The sequence below is a fragment of the Chimaeribacter arupi genome, assembly GCF_002858805.1.
GTDB classification, from domain to species: domain Bacteria; phylum Pseudomonadota; class Gammaproteobacteria; order Enterobacterales; family Enterobacteriaceae; genus Chimaeribacter; species Chimaeribacter arupi.
On the sequence record NZ_PJZI01000002.1, the window covers coordinates 143,385 to 159,487 of the forward strand.

The window sequence follows — 16,103 nt, forward strand, 5'->3', positions numbered from 1 at the left end:
GGCGGCGCACTCATGCACTCTCTGCGCGCCAGGCGCGTTAAGTCAGGAACACGATGGACATTTTTAATCTCGACAATCACCCGCACGTTGAACTGTGCGATCTGCTGAAATTCCAGGGCTGGTGCGAAAGCGGCGCCGCGGCAAAAGCGGTGATCGCCGATGGGCTGGTAAAAGTAAACGGCCAGGTAGAAACCCGCAAACGCTGTAAAATTTTGGCAGATCAGCAGGTTGAGTTTGACGGCGCGACCGTGGTGGTCAAACCCTGACCCCGTGGTGGCAGCCATAAAAAAGGCGACGCTTCTGCGTCGCCTTTTTTGTGCTGATTTTTTGCTAATCGTTGCGGCTATTTACGGCGCCAGCTGGTGCCTTGCGGGCCATCTTCCAGAATGATGCCGAGCGCGTTGAGCTGGTCACGGGCGGAGTCCGCCATGGCCCAGTCTTTCGCGGCACGCGCGTCATTACGCTGTTTGATCAGCGCCTCAATCTGCGCCACATCGCCTTCGTCTGCCTGCGCCCCACTCTGGAGGAACTGCTCCGGCTCTTGTGCCAGCAAGCCCAGCACGCCCGCCAGGTGGCGCAGCTCTGCCGCCAGCCCATTGGCTGCCGCCATGTCTTCCGCTTTCAGGCGGTTTACTTCACGCGCCATATCAAACAGCACTGAATAGGCTTCCGGCGTGTTGAAGTCATCATCCATTGCCTCACGGAAACGGGTAACGAAAGCCTCGCCCCCGGCCGGGGCGGCAGTGGTATCGGTGCCGCGCAAGGCGGTGTAGAGACGCTCCAGCGAAGTACGCGCCTGTTTCAGGTTCTCTTCGCTGTAATTGAGCTGGCTGCGGTAGTGGCCGGACATCAGGAAGTAGCGCACGGTTTCGGCGTCGTAGTAGGCCAGCACATCGCGCACGGTAAAGAAGTTGTTCAGCGATTTGGACATCTTCTCGCGATCCACCATCACCATGCCGGAGTGCATCCAGTAATTCACGTACGGGCCGTCATGGGCGCAGGTGGACTGGGCGATCTCGTTCTCATGGTGCGGGAACATCAGGTCGGAGCCGCCGCCGTGGATGTCGAAGTGGTGGCCAAGCTGTTTGCTGTTCATCGCTGAACACTCAATGTGCCAGCCAGGGCGCCCTTCGCCCCACGGCGATGGCCAGCTCGGTTCGCCCGGCTTGGACATTTTCCACAGCACGAAGTCCATCGGGTTGCGTTTTACTTCCGCCACTTCCACCCGCGCGCCCGCCTGCAACTGCTCCAGATCCTGGCGCGACAGCAGGCCGTAGTCCGGGTCGCTGTCTACGGCGAACATCACATCACCGTTGGCAGCCACATAGGCGTGGTCACGCGCGATAAGCTCCGTCACCAGCTCGATGATGTCGGCGATATGGCGGGTGGCGCGCGGCTCTTCATCCGGCGGCAGGATCTTCAGCGCGTCGAAATCGGCATGCATTTCGGCGATCATCCGCGTGGTCAGCGCTTCGCTGCTTTCGCCGTTCTCGTTGGCGCGTTTGATGATTTTGTCATCAATGTCGGTGATGTTACGCACATACTTCAGGCGATAGCCGCTGTAACGCAGGTAACGCGCCACCACGTCGAAAGCGACGAACGTACGGCCGTGGCCGATGTGACAGAGGTCGTAAACGGTGATGCCACACACGTACATGCCGACGCTTCCGGCATGGATAGGTTTGAATTCCTCTTTTTGGCGACTCAGGGTGTTATAAATTTTCAGCATCAGGTCATTCCATGGTTTACATGTGTGGATGGCAATCTAAAAGAAGGTGAAAAAATCCGCCGGGATCCTCACCGAAAGGCGTATTGAACCTTGAACGTCCGGTGTTTGCAACATCCGGCCGGTTTCCCTTGCCTAAGCATATCAGCAAACATGCTAATCCTCCCGCTGCTGACGCCCGCCGCCGGTTTATGTTATAAAAGCCCTCTATTGTGCGGGCCGCCCCGCGGCGCACACCTTCAATCAAGCAGGATGAACTATTATGGTTACTTTTCACACTAATCACGGTGACATCGTCATCAATACCTTTGCAGACAAAGCGCCGGCAACCGTTGAAAACTTCCTGAACTACTGCCGTAAAGGGTTCTACGACAACACCATTTTCCACCGCGTGATCAATGGTTTCATGGTTCAGGGCGGCGGCTTTGAGCCGGGCATGAAGCAGAAAGCCACTGACGCACCGATCAATAACGAAGCCAACAACGGCCTGAAAAACACCCGCGGCACCCTGGCAATGGCGCGCACCAACGATCCGCACTCCGCGACTGCCCAGTTCTTCATCAACGTGGTAGACAACGACTTCCTGAACTTCCGCGGTGAAAACGCGCAGGGCTGGGGCTACTGTGTGTTCGCTGAAGTGGTGGAAGGCCTGGACGTGGTTGACAAGATCAAAGCTGTGCCGACCGGCCGCAGCGGTATGCACCAGGATGTGCCGAAAGAAGATGTGGTGATCACCCGCGTTACCGTCAGCGAGTAAGGTTAGCCCTGCGGCATGACCACACTTTTTATCGCTGATTTGCATCTGAGCGTACAGGAACCGGCAATTACTGCCGGTTTTCTGCGTTTTCTGGCCGGTGAAGCGCGGCGGGCGGAGGCGCTGTATATCCTGGGCGACCTGTTCGAAGCCTGGATCGGCGACGACGACCCGCAGCCGCTGCACGCGGAGATTGCCGCCGCGTTGAAGGCGCTGGCCGACCGCGGCGTGCCCTGCTACTTCATCCACGGCAACCGGGATTTCCTGCTCGGAAAGCGCTTTGCCCGCGCCAGCGGCATGACGTTGCTGCCGGAAGAACAGGTGCTGACGCTGTATGGCCGCCGGGTGCTGATTATGCACGGCGACACCCTCTGCACGGACGATGAAGGCTACCAACGCTTCCGTAAAAAAGTGCGTAACCCACTGATTCAGAGAATGTTCCTCGCCCTGCCGTTACGCCTGCGGCTGAAGATTGCCGGGAAGATGCGCGCTGACAGCCAACAGGCTAACCAGCTGAAATCGATGGCGATCATGGATGTCAACCCGCAGGCCGTCTCAGACACGATGCGCCGCCATCAGGTGCACTGGTTAATCCACGGCCACACCCATCGCCCGGCAATCCATACCCTTGCCCTGCCGGACGGCGAGGCGCACCGCGCGGTGCTGGGGGCCTGGCATCAGGAAGGTTCGATGGTCACCGTCGGCCCGCAGGGTATTGATCTGGTGACGTTCCCGTTCTGAATCAGACCGGCACGCCGCTGTGGAAGCGGAACTGCTCATCCGGGGCCATGATCAGTTCAGCTTCAATCCTTCCGAATTCCTCGACCCGGTCACCGATATCTTTCCCGGCATATTGCTGTGCCAGTGACAGGTAATCCTGATAGTGGCGCGCTTCAGAGCGCAGCAACGACAGGTAGAAACGCCGCAGCTCCTGATCCAGATGCGGGGCAATCGCCGCAAAACGCTCACAGGATCGCGCCTCGATATAGGCACCAATGATCAGCCTGTCCACCAGCAACCCCAGCTCATCCTGATGGCGCACATGCTTCAACAGCCCATTGGCGTAGCGTGACGGCGACAACACGCTGTAGGCCACATTGCGCCGGGTCATAATTTCCACCACCTGCTCGAAGTGGTGCAACTCCTCACGCGCCAGCCGCGCCGCACAGATCAACAGCTCAGTACGGTCGAGGTAGCGGGTCATCAGCGACATCGCCGAGGCCGCCGCTTTCTTTTCGCAGTTGGCGTGGTCGATCAACAAAATATCCTGCTGCGTCAACGCTACATCGATCCAGCGGGCCGGCGTGGTGCAGTGTAGAAAGGCGTGAATCGGGGCCAGAAGGGCATCAGTCATAACGTATTGTCCTGCTTAATGGTTTTGTGGCGATTATACAAATTACCCCTGGCTTTCCCAGCCTCCGGCCGCGACGCAACCGTTTTCCTTGCGGATTTGCCATGCTATTATTTGCGCCCTCTCCGCCAGATACAACCGCTCTGGCGACGCCAGTCTATTCACAGGAGCACTACAGGCATGTCATCCAACCTTTCCCCGGCAAATGTCGCCCTCGTCATGGGGTCCAAGAGTGACTGGGCTACCATGCAGTTTGCCGCTGAAATCCTCACCTCGCTGAATGTCGCGTTCCACGTTGAGGTGGTGTCTGCCCACCGCACGCCGGACAAACTGTTCAGCTTCGCTGAGCAGGCCGCTGCCAATGGGTTTGACGTGATTATCGCCGGTGCGGGCGGCGCGGCGCATCTGCCGGGTATGCTGGCCGCAAAAACGCTGGTGCCGGTGCTGGGTGTGCCGGTGCAGAGCGCGGCCCTGAGCGGCGTGGACAGCCTCTACTCTATCGTGCAGATGCCGCGCGGCATCCCGGTCGGCACGTTGGCGATCGGCAAAGCCGGGGCCGCCAATGCCGCCCTGCTGGCCGCGCAGATCCTGGCCCTGCATGATGCGGAACTGGCGTCGCGCCTGGCCGCCTGGCGTCAGGCACAGACTGATGAGGTGCTGAATAACCCTGACCCGCGGGAGGACGCATGAAGCCGGTTTGCGTACTGGGCAACGGCCAGCTGGGCCGGATGCTGCGTCAGGCCGGGGAGCCGCTCGGCATTGCGGTCTACCCGGTAGGGCTGGACGCCGAGCCGGAAGCGGTGCCGTTCCGCCAGAGCGTGATCACTGCGGAGATTGAGCGCTGGCCGGAAACCGCCCTCACCCGCGAGCTGGCCGGTCACCCGGCTTTTGTTAACCGGGACATTTTTCCACGCCTGGCCGATCGCCTGACACAGAAGCAATTGCTGGACCAGCTCGGCCTGGCGACGGCACCGTGGCAACTGCTGGCGTCTGCCGACGAGTGGCCGCAGGTGTTTGCCTCGCTGGGCGAACTGGCGATCGTCAAACGCCGCGTCGGCGGTTATGATGGCCGCGGCCAATGGCGACTGCGCGCGGATGAGGCGCACACCCTGCCGGAAGAGTGCTACGGCGAGTGCATTGTCGAGCAGGGGATCAACTTTTCCGGGGAAGTGTCACTGGTGGGCGCGCGCGCGCATGACGGCAGCATGGTGTTCTACCCGTTGACGCATAATCTGCATCAGGAAGGCATTTTGCGTACCAGCGTGGCACTGCCGACGCCGGACATCGCGCTGCAACAGCAGGCCGAGTCGATGCTCTCTGCCATCATGCAGGAACTGGGCTATGTGGGCGTGATGGCGATGGAGTGCTTCGTGGTGGAAGGCGGGTTGCTGATCAACGAACTGGCACCACGCGTTCACAACAGCGGCCACTGGACGCAAAACGGCGCGTCGATCAGTCAGTTCGAATTGCACCTGCGGGCGATCCTCAACCTGCCGCTGCCGGTGCCGGTGGTGAGTGCGCCGTCGGTGATGGTGAACCTGATCGGCACAGGCGTGAACATCGACTGGCTCAGCCTGCCGCTGGTCAACCTGCACTGGTATGAGAAAGAGGTGCGGCCGGGCCGTAAGGTCGGCCACCTTAACCTCAGTGACCCGAGCTGGGAACTGATCAAACAGACGCTGAGCGATCTGGTGCCGATGCTGCCGCCTGAGTACCAGAGCGGCATTGAATGGGCGCAGAGTAAGCTGTAACGGTTCGCGCCCCGGCATCTTCTGCCGCCTGGCAGGGGGCCGGGGCGCGGTTTTCATCCTGGCGTTTACCTTCTCTTTTACCCTTCTTTTTTACCCCTCATAGTGCCTGAACAGCGCCCGGCCCCGCAGTAACCGCACGCCCAGCCAGCCGCCGCACAGTGACAGCAGCAGCGCACTCAGCAACGGCAACAGCCACCAGAGCATGAAATCCGGTTCCCACGGGAAATCGAAGACCTGCGTCTGCAACAGCCACAGTGCCGCTTCTGCGCCCACTGCCGCCGCGACGCCCGCCACCAGCCCCAGCACCGTGAACTCGCACCAGAGCGTGCCGCGCAGCAGCCGTTTGCCCGCGCCCAGCGTGCGGTAAACCACCAGTTCCTGTCGCCGCTGGCGCATCCCGACCTGAATCTGCGCCAGCAACAGCAGGGTGCCGCATACCATCACCAGCACCACCATCACTTCCAGCGCCCGGCTCACCTGGGACAGCACCTGCCCGACCTGCTTGAGGATCGCGCCGATGTCGAGCAGGCTCAGGGTCGGGAACTGGCGGTTAAGCTGGGTCAGCATCCGGCTGTCGCCCTGGTAGCGGAAGCTGGTGAGCCAGGTCTGCGGCTGCTCGTCCAGCGCGCCCGGCGGGAAGATAAAGTAAAAATTGGGGCGCAGACTCTCCCAGTCCACTTTGCGCACGCTGCTGATGGTGGCGGAGAAGTCCTGCGTGTCGCCGCTGAAGGTGACGCGGTCGCCCAGCGTCAGCCCCAGCCGGTCTGCCACCCCCTGTTCAATCGAGACTTCACCCGCTTTCGGCGGCCACTGCCCCGCCACCAGCGGGTTGTGCGCCGGTAATTCTTTCTGCCAGGTCAGGTTCAGTTCACGGCTCACCGCCTCGCCGCCCGGATCGCTCTCTTTCACCCGTTCGGTGGCGATCTCGTCGTTGATTTTGGTCAGCCGTACCCGCACCACCGGGTAGAAGGTTGAAGGCTGCACCTGATGCTGTTGCAGGAAGGCCGTCACCGGCGGCACCTGATCCTCCGTCATGTTCAGCAGGAAGAAGTTGGGGCTTTCCGGCGGCAGTTGCTGTTGCCAGCGATCCAGCAGATCGCCGCGCATCACCAGCAACAGCGCCAGCAACATAAATGACATGGAAAACGCCGCGAGCTGGCTCAGCGTCACCCACGGCTGGCGCAGCAGGCGGTTCACCGCCAGCCGCAGCGCCAGTTGCCGCACCGTAAGGCGCTTCAGCAGCAACAGCCCGCCCCAGCCGATCACGCCCAGCAGCAGCGACAGCACCAGGATGCCCGCCAGCAGCGACCAGAGCAACCGGCTGCCGCCCACCAGCCACGCCAGCAGGCCGACCACCACCAGCAGAATGGCAGGCAGGTAATACTTCAGCGGCCAGACATTGGACACCGCATCCCGCCGGAGCACCCGCAATGGCTGGGTCGCCAGCAGTTGGCGGTAAGGGCGCAGGCCGACCAGCAGGGAGATCATCACCAGCGCGCCCAATGCCCAGAGCCACGGCCAGCCGCCCGCCGCCGGCAGTTGCGCAGGCAGAACCGGGGCCAGCGCGCGCATCAATCCCCATTCGAACAGTTTGCCGATGGCGCTGCCCGCCACGGCCGCCAGCAGCAGCACCGAGAGCCACTGGCCGATAATCAGTTTCTGCAAGGCGCGCCGCCCGGCACCCAGGGTTTTCAGCACGGCGATCAGGTCATAACGGCTGCGGCAGTAGTGGCTCATCGCCACCGCCACTGCGGCCACTGACAGCAGCAGCGTCAGCAACGCCGACAGCAACAGGAATTGCTGGGAGCGTTGCAGGGATTTGCTCAGCGCGCCCTCGGACTCCTCCAGCCCGTACCAGCGCTGGTCAGGTTTGAGTTGCGGCTTCAGGGTGTCGCCGTAGCGCGCCAGCGCGTCCGGGTTACCGGCAAACAGGTAGCGGTAAGTCAGGCGGCTGCCCGGCTGGATCGCGCCGGTTTTCGCCGCGTCGCTGAGGTGCATGATAAGCCGGGGGGCCATCTGGAACGGGTTAAACCCGGCGTCCGGCTCCTGTACCACGATGCCGGCAATGCGCAGCGTAGCGTCACCGACGTCGAGCGCGTCACCGACTTTTTTATCCAGCAGCGCCAGCAGGCGCGGCGCGACCAGCACCTCGCCGGGCGTCACCCGCCGGCCCAGCGGGTCAGTCTGCAACGTGCCGTAGAGCGGGTAGGCGTTATCCGTGGCTTTCACCGAGGCGAGTTGCGGCCTGTCCCCGGCGTAGGTCATGGTCATGAACGTCATCTGCTGGCTGACCGTCAGCCCTTGCCGGCGCGCCTCCAGCAACCAGCCCTCCGGCACCGGGTGGGCGCTGCGCAGCACCCGGTCAGCCGCCAGGAAATCGCGGCTCTGCTGGCTCAGCCCCTTTTCCATCCGGTCGCTGATGGTGCCGAGCGACAGCACACACGCCACCGCCAGCGTCAGCGCCAGCCAGACAATCAACAGCGAGGGCGCGCGCCACTCGCGCCAGAACCAGCGCCAGATCATGCTTCCTCCTGCAATTTGCCGTCACGCAGCCGCAGGCGGCGCTGGCAGCGGGCCGCCAGTTGCGCATCGTGGGTCACCAGGATAAGTGTGGTGGCGTAGTCGCGGTTCAGGGAGAACAGCAGATCGGCAATGCGGTCGCCGGTCTGGCGGTCGAGGTTGCCGGTCGGCTCATCGGCAAACAGCACTTTCGGGTGGCCGATAAAGGCCCGCGCCAGCGCCACCCGCTGCTGTTCACCGCCCGAGAGCTGCGCCGGCAGGTGGGTCAGACGCTGCCCCAGCCCCAGCTGCTCCAGCAACTGGCCCGCCTGTTCGCGGCTTTTGGCGTCGCTGTCGCCCCGCAGCAGCGCCGGAAGCTGCACGTTCTCCAGCGCGTTCAGCGTCGGCACCAGCATGAAGGACTGGAACACAAACCCGACATTCTGCGCCCGCAGTGCGGCCCGCCCCTCTTCATCCAGCGCGGGCAGGGAGTGCCCCAGCAGCCGCACGTCGCCTTCGCTGCCGTCATCCAGCCCGGCGAGGATCCCAAGCAGCGTGGATTTACCGGAACCGGACTCGCCAATCAATGCCAGGGTCTGCGCGGGTTTGACAAGCAGGTCAACTCCGGTAAGGATGGAAAGCCTGTGCTCACCCTGACCGACGTGTTTACTAAGATGATGAACTTCAAGAACGTTTTCCGCTGGCATCTTCCCTTCCTTTTGCTGTTGGGATTATTCAGTGTACGGGCAGCCGCTGCCGATACCCTGTTGATTTTAGGCGATAGTTTAAGCGCCGGTTACCGCATTCCCCTTGAGAACGCCTGGCCGTCACTGCTGGCGGACAAGTGGCAGGACTCGCCCGGCGCACCCAGGGTGGTGAACGCCAGCATCAGCGGCGACACCGCCACCCAGGGGCTGGCGCGCCTGCCCGCCCTGCTGAAAAAACACCAGCCGCGCTGGGTGTTGATTGAATTGGGCGCGAATGACGGCCTGCGCGGCTTTGCGCCGCAAGACATTCAGCAAACCCTGAGTAAGATTATTACCCTGGTGAAACAGGCGGACGCCCAGCCGTTGCTGATGCAGATCCGCTTGCCCCCCAACTACGGGCGCCGTTACGGCGATGCGTTTTACGCTATCTACCCGGCACTGGCAGCGCAGTACAACGTGCCGCTGCTGCCGTTTTTCATGGAACAGGTCGCGATCAAACCGCAATGGATGCAGGAAGATGGCCTCCACCCCAACCGGGATGCCCAGCCGTTTATTGCCGGCTGGATGGCTGAGCGCCTGAATCCTTTAGTAAATCATGCGTCTTGAAAAATAGGGCCCTTTAACAGGTAAAGTTATGCAAAAAGCGGTACTGATTACCGGCTGCTCCAGCGGCATCGGCCTGATTGCCGCCCAGGCGCTGCGCAACCACGGTTACCGGGTGCTGGCCGCCTGCCGTAAAGAAGAGGATGTCGACAACCTGCGCCAGCTCGGGTTTGAGAGCCTGGCGCTGGACCTGGATGACCCGGCCTGCGTTGATCGCGCGGCCGATGAGGTGATCGCGCTGACCGGCAACCGGCTGTATGGCCTGTTCAATAACGCCGGGTTCGGCGTGTACGGCCCGCTCAACACCCTGAGCCGCAGCCAGCTCGAGGGGCAGTTCGCCAGCAACCTGTTCGGCGTCCACCAGCTGACCATGCGCCTGCTGCCGGCGATGCTGCCGCACGGCGAGGGGCGCATCATCCAGACCAGTTCGGTGATGGGGCTGGTCAGCACGCCCGGCCGCGGCGCCTATGCCGCCAGCAAATACGCGCTTGAGGCGTGGTCTGACACCCTGCGCATGGAGCTGCACGGCACCGGCATTCAGGTCAGCCTGATTGAACCCGGCCCGCTGAGCACCCGCTTCACCCAGAACGTCAACCAGTCACAGCACGATAAGCCGGTCAAAAATCCGGGCATTGCCGCACGTTTCACCCTGCCGCCGGAGGCGGTATTGCCCAAATTGCGCCATGCTTTAGAGAGTCCGTCGGCCCGCCTGCGCTACCCGGTGACCTTAGTGGCCCACGCGCTCGGCCTCCTGCGCCGGGTGCTGCCGGGCCGGGTGCTGGATATGTTGCTGCGCGGCGGCGGCGGGTAAATCAATCGGACCGGGGGGTTGAAGCGCCACAGGCCGCCCCCATCTACCGTTAAAACGGATGAGAGAGAATGCCATGCTAGCACAAGCCACAGTTGTAGAGATTACCGAAGCCAACCTGCACCAGACGCTGGAACAGTCGATGACTGTGCCGGTGCTGTTCTATTTCTGGTCTGAGCGCAGCCCGCATTGCCAGGAGCTCACCCCGCTGCTCGACCGGCTGGCCGCCGACTACGCCGGGCAGTTTGTGCTGGCGAAAGTGGATTGTGACGCACAACAGATGGTCGCTTCCCAGTTCGGCCTGCGCGCTATCCCCACGGTCTACCTGTTTAAAGAGGGCCAGCCGGTAGACGGTTTCCAGGGGCCGCAGCCGGAAGAGGCGGTACGCGCCCTGCTGGAAAAAGTGCTGCCGAAACCGGAAGAGCTGAAAGCCGCCGAAGGGGCGGAGCTGATGCAGGAAGGGCGTTACAATGAGGCGCTGCCGCTGCTGAAAGAGGCCTGGCAGCTCAGCAACCAGAACAGCGAGATCGGCTTCCTGCTGGCGGAAACCCAGTTGCAGCTGAACCGCAGTGACGAGGCCGAAGCGGTGCTGGCGGTGGTGCCGTTGCAGGACCGTGACACCCGTTATCAGGGGCTGGTGGCGCAGATCGAACTGCTGAAGCAGGCGGCTGACACCCCGGAGATTCAGCAACTGCAACAGCAGATGGCTGACGCCCCGGAAGACGCCGAGCTGGCGCTGAAACTTTCGCTGCAACTGCACCAGGTCGGGCGCAATGAAGAGGCGCTGGAGCTGCTGATGGGCTTCCTGAAAAAAGACCTGGCGGCAGCCAACGGCGGCGCGCGTAAAACGCTGATGGACATCCTCGCGGCGCTGGGCACCGGTGATGCGCTGGCGGCGAAATACCGTCGTCAGCTCTATTCACTGCTTTACTGATTCCGCCCCGTCCCATCATCCGCGGAGCCGGCTGTTCCGGCCGGCTCCCTGCCCTGTTCTCACCCTTCTTATACACTTTTTCTGTTTTTTTCCGCCGTGAACACGGGGCGCTTGCCCGTGCCTGACGGCAGGTTCATGATCCGCCGGCTAAGGCGAAAGGGTTTCGCCGGTGTTCCCCCGGGCTGACTGACAGGAGTGTGACTATGTTTACCGTAATTCCGATTATTGTGGTGCTGGCGCTGGTGATTGTGTTTGCCGGGGTCAAAACGGTGCCGCAGGGCTACCAGTGGACGGTGGAACGGTTCGGCCGCTACACCAAAACGCTGATGCCGGGCCTGAACCTGTTGGTGCCGTTTATGGATCGCATCGGGCGTAAAATCAACATGATGGAGCAGGTGCTGGATATCCCTTCGCAGGAAATCATCTCGCGTGATAACGCCAACGTCTCGATTGACGCGGTCTGCTTTATCCAGGTGATCGACCCGGCGCGCGCCGCCTATGAGGTGAGCAACCTGGAGCTGGCCATCGTGAACCTGACGATGACCAACATCCGTACGGTGCTCGGCTCCATGGAGCTGGACGAGATGCTGTCGCAGCGTGACAACATCAATACCCGGCTGTTGCAGATTGTGGATGAGGCGACCAACCCGTGGGGCATCAAAATCACCCGCATTGAAATCCGCGATGTCCGCCCGCCGGCTGAACTGATTGACTCCATGAACGCGCAGATGAAGGCAGAACGTACCAAACGCGCCTATATTCTGGAGGCGGAAGGGGTACGGCAGGCAGCGATCCTGCGCGCCGAGGGGGACAAGCAGTCCCAGATCCTGAAAGCGGAAGGGGAGCGCCAGTCAGCATTCTTACAGGCTGAGGCGCGCGAACGGGCGGCGCTGGCGGAAGCACAGGCCACCCAACTGGTCTCTGAGGCGATCGCTGCCGGGAATATCCAGGCGATCAACTATTTTGTCGCACAGAAATACACCGACGCGCTGCAACAGATCGGCTCTGCGCCTAACAGCAAAGTGATCATGATGCCGGTGGATGCCACCAGCCTGATGGGATCGATTGGCGGTATTGCGGAATTACTGGGCGAAACCAAAGGAAAATAACGATGTGGCAGACGCTGGTGATTCATCCCCATTGGTTCTGGCTGTCGCTGGGCGGCCTGCTGCTGGTGGCGGAGATGCTGGGGGCCGGCGGTTATCTGCTCTGGAGCGGCATGGCCGCCATGCTGACCGGGCTGCTGGTGTGGATTATCCCGGTGGGCTGGGAGATGCAGGCGCTGATTTTCGCCCTGCTGACTCTGCTGGCGGCGGTAAGCTGGTGGTACTGGCTCTCCCGCCGTACGGCCTCCCGCCCTGCCCGGCCGCTTAACCGGCGCGGCGAACAGCTGATCGGCACCCGTGCCACGCTGCATACGCCGCTGGAGAATGGGTATGGCCGCATCACCATCGGTGACAGCAGCTGGCGGATGCACTGCACCCAGCCGTTACAGCCGGGTGATGACGTCGAAGTGGTGGCGGTCGAGGGCATTACGCTTGAAGTGCGCCGCGTGCCGCCACGCTGATCGCTACGCCTGAGGGGCCGCGGGGCGGCAGCAGCCGGGCGCGCTATCGTTGCCGATCAGGGTGTCAATAATCGGGCAGCTCGCCCCGGCATCGCCAGGGCACTGCGCCGCCAGATCCAGCAGCCGCGCCTGCATTTTCTGCAACTCGTCAATGTGCCGCCCAATCTCGGCGGCCTTTTCCAGCGTCCGTGCTTTGACATCCGCACTGTGGCGATCCGGGTTATGGAACAGCGCCAGCAGTTCCCGGCACTCATCCAGCGTGAACCCGACCTGCCGTGCCTGCCGCAGCAACGTCAGCTCCTCGATATGTTTTACACTGTAACTGCGGTAGCCGTTCTCACTGCGCGCCGGCAGGGTGACCAGCCCTTTCTCTTCGTAGAAACGGATGGCCTTGCTGGTCAGGCCGGTTTTTTTCGCCACGTCACTGATGTTCATCTTGCTGCCCCTTGACCTTCCTGTTACTGGAAGGTTTATTCTGTCACAAGTCGGCATACCCGTACACTTATCATACCGGCCCGGTGGCCGGTGAGAGGAGGAGATTATGACCACCACTACCCTGCTCGCCCTGAACGGGCTGAGCTGCCAACACTGCGTGAAGCGCGTGCAAAGCACGCTGGAGGCGCTGCCGGACGTCACGGCGGCCGATGTCGGGCTGCATTATGCGCGTGTCAGCGGCACGGCCCCGGCCGGGCAGCTGATCCAGAGCATCGAACAGGCCGGGTATCACGCCACGCTGGCTGACCAGGCTGACACTGAGCTCACCCTCAGCGGGCTGAGCTGCGGCCACTGTATCGGGGCGGTGCAAAAAGCGTTAAGTGCCGTGCCGGGCGTGGAGATGGCAGAGGTGACGCTGGATCGCGCGCGGGTGTTTGGCGAGGCCGACCCGGCAGTGCTGATTGCCGCAGTGACGGAGGCCGGTTATCACGCAGCGGAGAGCAGCCACCCAAAAACTGAGCCGCTGCCCGATGCAGCACCCTCCCTGCCGGAACCCACGGCGGCGGCTCAGAACAGGGTTCCGGCCCCAGCCGCCCCGCTGGCTGATGCGCCGCAGGCGGCAGACACACACAGCTACCCTCTGCTTATCAGCGGCATGAGCTGTGCCAGCTGTGTCAGTAAAGTCCATCAGGCCCTGCAACAGGTGCCGGGCGTGGAGCAGGCGCGGGTAAACCTCGCCGATCGCAGTGCGCTGGTCACCGGTAAGCCTGATCAGGCGGCGTTAATCGCTGCCGTGGCCGCGGCCGGATATGGCGCGGAAATTATCGAAGATGATACCGAACGGCGCGAACGCCAGCAGCAGACCAGCCGTGCCGCATTCCGGCGGTTCAGCTGGCAGGCGGCGCTGGCGCTGGCTGTGGGCATTCCGCTGATGGCCTGGGGGCTGTTCGGCGGCACGATGTCGGTCACCGCGCAGAACCAGAGCAACTGGCTGATGGTCGGGGTGCTGACGCTGGCCGTGATGTGCATCGCCGGCGGGCATTTCTACCGTAACGCCTGGCTGAGCCTGACCCACCGCAGCGCCACCATGGATACGCTGATCGCGCTGGGCACCGGCGCGGCCTGGATCTACTCAATGATCGTCAACCTGTGGCCGCAGCATTTCCCGCCGCAGGCGCGCCATCTCTATTACGAAGCCAGCGTGATGATCATCGGCCTGATTAACCTCGGCCATGCCCTCGAACAGCGTGCGCGCCAGCGATCCTCCCAGGCGCTGGAGCGGCTGCTGGACTTGACCCCGCCCACCGCACGGGTCGTGGACGATCAGGGCGAACGCACGCTGCCGCTGGCGGAGGTACAGCCCGGAATGGCGCTGCGGCTGACCACCGGTGACCGGGTTCCGGTAGACGGTGACATCGTGCGCGGCGAAGCCTGGGTAGACGAAGCCATGCTGACTGGGGAGCCGGTGGCGCAACACAAAGCCGCGGGCGCACGCCTGCATGCCGGGACGCAAGTCACTGACGGCAGCGTGGTGTTCCGCGCGGATGCCGTCGGCAACCAGACCACGCTGGCGCGCATTATCCGGCTGGTGCGGCAGGCGCAGAGCAGCAAACCGGAAATCGGCCAGCTGGCGGATAAGATCTCGGCAGTATTTGTGCCGGTGGTGGTGCTGATTGCCCTGTTCAGCGCACTGCTCTGGTACCTGTTCGGCCCCGCCCCGCAGGGCATCTATATGCTGGTGGTCGCGACCACCGTGCTGATCATCGCCTGCCCCTGTGCGCTCGGGCTGGCGACGCCGATGTCGATTATCGCCGGGGTCGGCCGCGCGGCGGAGCTGGGCGTGTTGATCCGTGATGCGGACGCCCTGCAAAAAGCCAGCACCCTCGACACGCTGGTGTTCGACAAGACCGGCACCCTGACGCAGGGGCAGCCCACCCTCACCGACATTGAGACGGTAAACGGCATCGCTGATGCTCAGGCGCTGCGCTGGGCAGCCGCACTGGAGCAGGGGTCCCATCACCCGCTGGCGCAGGCGATCCTGGCACGCGCCGGTGAGCAGGCCCTGCCGGAGGCAACAGATTTCCGCACGCTGGGCGGGCTGGGGCTGCAAGGCACAGTGGAAGGCCATGCGCTGTTGCTTGGCAACCCGGCATTGATGGCGCAGCAACAGGTGGACATCACCGCGCTGGAGGCCGCCCTGCAACAGCACACCACGCAGGGTGCCACGCCGGTGCTGCTGGCGGTGAACGGAAAAGCGGCCGCCTTGTTTGCGCTGCGCGACCCGCTGCGGGCCGACAGCCCGCAGGCGCTGCAACGCCTGCACCAGCAAGGCTACCGGCTGGTGATGCTGACCGGGGATAACCCGCACACTGCGGCGGCCATTGCGCGCGAAGCCGGGATTGATCAGGTGATCGCCGGGGTGCTGCCGGACGGCAAAGCTGACGCCATCCTGCGCCTGCAACAGGCGGGCCACCGGGTGGCGATGGTGGGTGACGGCATCAATGACGCCCCGGCGCTGGCGCAGGCGGAGGTCGGCATCGCGATGGGCGGCGGCAGTGACGTGGCGATAGAGTCCGCCGCAATGACCCTGATGCGCCCGTCGCTGGCCGGCGTGGCTGACGCGATTGAACTCTCCCGCGCCACGCTGCGCAATATGAAGCAGAACCTGTTGGGTGCGTTTATCTATAACAGCCTCGGGATCCCGGTGGCGGCCGGGGTGCTCTACCCGTTCACCGGCGCGCTGCTCAGCCCGGTGATTGCCGGGGCGGCGATGGCGCTCTCGTCCATTACCGTGGTGGCCAACGCCAACCGGCTGCTGCGTTTCACCCCCAAAACCTCACCCTCTGAACCTTCTGCCCGGCAGAAATAGCGGTTCCGGCCGGGCGCCCTGCCCGGCCGGCCTGCGAATTCAGCCTAATCCCCCTACACCTGCGCGGCGCGAGCGGGTAGCATGGAACCCTGATTGATT

At 62.9% G+C, this 16,103-nt stretch carries 16 protein-coding genes; 11 read left to right on the plus strand and 5 right to left on the minus strand.

Annotation, left to right across the window (positions count from 1 at the left end):
* Positions 1-53 precede the first annotated feature (53 nt).
* On the plus strand, positions 54-266 hold the full coding sequence (gene ybcJ / locus CYR52_RS02245) for a ribosome-associated protein YbcJ (RefSeq protein ID WP_072926402.1): 213 nt from the start codon (positions 54-56) through the stop codon (positions 264-266).
* Between the two features lie 77 nt (positions 267-343).
* Here the strand turns inward: ybcJ and cysS are convergent, their stop codons facing one another.
* Positions 344-1,729 carry a cysteine--tRNA ligase gene (gene cysS, locus CYR52_RS02250; RefSeq protein ID WP_072926403.1) on the minus strand — a complete coding sequence of 462 codons (1,386 nt, stop codon included), beginning with the start codon at positions 1,727-1,729 and terminating at the stop codon, positions 344-346.
* A 259-nt stretch (positions 1,730-1,988) separates the two neighbouring features.
* Between cysS and ppiB the strand changes: the two genes are divergently transcribed.
* Positions 1,989-2,483 (plus strand): peptidylprolyl isomerase B, encoded by a 495-nt coding sequence (gene ppiB, locus CYR52_RS02255; protein ID WP_072926405.1) that lies wholly within the window; start codon positions 1,989-1,991, stop codon positions 2,481-2,483.
* A gap of 15 nt (positions 2,484-2,498) precedes the next feature.
* Positions 2,499-3,221 carry a UDP-2,3-diacylglucosamine diphosphatase gene (lpxH, locus tag CYR52_RS02260; RefSeq protein ID WP_101827878.1) on the plus strand — a complete coding sequence of 241 codons (723 nt, stop codon included), beginning with the start codon at positions 2,499-2,501 and terminating at the stop codon, positions 3,219-3,221.
* Between the two features lies 1 nt (position 3,222).
* On the opposite strand, the gene CYR52_RS02265 is transcribed toward lpxH, so the two are convergent.
* Positions 3,223-3,834 carry a MiaE family protein gene (locus CYR52_RS02265; RefSeq protein ID WP_072926408.1) on the minus strand — a complete coding sequence of 204 codons (612 nt, stop codon included), beginning with the start codon at positions 3,832-3,834 and terminating at the stop codon, positions 3,223-3,225.
* Positions 3,835-4,011: 177 nt separating this feature from the next.
* On the opposite strand from CYR52_RS02265, the gene purE reads away from it, so the two are divergent.
* Together purE and purK are read left to right on the plus strand one after the other, a co-directional pair.
* Positions 4,012-4,521 (plus strand): 5-(carboxyamino)imidazole ribonucleotide mutase, encoded by a 510-nt coding sequence (gene purE / locus CYR52_RS02270; protein WP_072926410.1) that lies wholly within the window; start codon positions 4,012-4,014, stop codon positions 4,519-4,521.
* A complete protein-coding gene (purK, locus tag CYR52_RS02275; RefSeq protein ID WP_101827879.1) occupies positions 4,518-5,582 on the plus strand; it encodes a 5-(carboxyamino)imidazole ribonucleotide synthase in 1,065 nt (354 codons plus the stop codon). The genes purE and purK overlap by 4 nt, the downstream gene beginning before the upstream one ends.
* A 90-nt stretch (positions 5,583-5,672) precedes the next feature.
* Here the strand turns inward: purK and ybbP are convergent, their stop codons facing one another.
* Entirely contained in the window at positions 5,673-8,105 is a 2,433-nt protein-coding gene (gene ybbP / locus CYR52_RS02280; RefSeq protein WP_101827880.1) for a putative ABC transporter permease subunit YbbP, read from the minus strand.
* Positions 8,102-8,788: a putative ABC transporter ATP-binding protein YbbA gene (gene ybbA / locus CYR52_RS02285; RefSeq protein ID WP_072926415.1), complete on the minus strand. Its 687-nt coding sequence runs from the start codon at positions 8,786-8,788 to the stop codon at positions 8,102-8,104. Before ybbA ends, ybbP begins: the two co-directional genes overlap by 4 nt.
* Between ybbA and tesA the strand changes: the two genes are divergently transcribed.
* The 5 genes from tesA (at position 8,759) to CYR52_RS02310 (ending at position 12,700) form a co-directional block, all read left to right on the plus strand.
* Positions 8,759-9,394 carry a multifunctional acyl-CoA thioesterase I/protease I/lysophospholipase L1 gene (tesA, locus tag CYR52_RS02290; protein WP_165698446.1) on the plus strand — a complete coding sequence of 212 codons (636 nt, stop codon included), beginning with the start codon at positions 8,759-8,761 and terminating at the stop codon, positions 9,392-9,394. The genes ybbA and tesA overlap by 30 nt on opposite strands.
* Before the next feature lie 28 nt (positions 9,395-9,422).
* Positions 9,423-10,202, plus strand: coding sequence for an SDR family oxidoreductase (locus tag CYR52_RS02295; RefSeq protein ID WP_072926424.1), 780 nt, complete (start codon positions 9,423-9,425; stop codon positions 10,200-10,202).
* Between the two features lie 73 nt (positions 10,203-10,275).
* Positions 10,276-11,133 (plus strand): co-chaperone YbbN, encoded by an 858-nt coding sequence (locus tag CYR52_RS02300; RefSeq protein WP_072926426.1) that lies wholly within the window; start codon positions 10,276-10,278, stop codon positions 11,131-11,133.
* 203 nt (positions 11,134-11,336) lie between these two features.
* Positions 11,337-12,242, plus strand: a complete 906-nt coding sequence (locus CYR52_RS02305) for an SPFH domain-containing protein (RefSeq protein WP_072926428.1) — start codon at positions 11,337-11,339, stop codon at positions 12,240-12,242.
* Between the two features lie 2 nt (positions 12,243-12,244).
* On the plus strand, positions 12,245-12,700 hold the full coding sequence (locus CYR52_RS02310) for an NfeD family protein (RefSeq protein ID WP_101827881.1): 456 nt from the start codon (positions 12,245-12,247) through the stop codon (positions 12,698-12,700).
* Positions 12,701-12,703: 3 nt separating this feature from the next.
* Here CYR52_RS02310 and cueR read toward each other — a convergent pair whose 3' ends face one another.
* Positions 12,704-13,135 (minus strand): Cu(I)-responsive transcriptional regulator, encoded by a 432-nt coding sequence (gene cueR / locus CYR52_RS02315; protein ID WP_072926431.1) that lies wholly within the window; start codon positions 13,133-13,135, stop codon positions 12,704-12,706.
* A 106-nt stretch (positions 13,136-13,241) separates the two neighbouring features.
* On the opposite strand from cueR, the gene copA reads away from it, so the two are divergent.
* Positions 13,242-16,004 (plus strand): copper-exporting P-type ATPase CopA, encoded by a 2,763-nt coding sequence (gene copA, locus CYR52_RS02320; RefSeq protein ID WP_101827882.1) that lies wholly within the window; start codon positions 13,242-13,244, stop codon positions 16,002-16,004.
* The last annotated feature ends 99 nt before the right edge of the window (positions 16,005-16,103 follow it).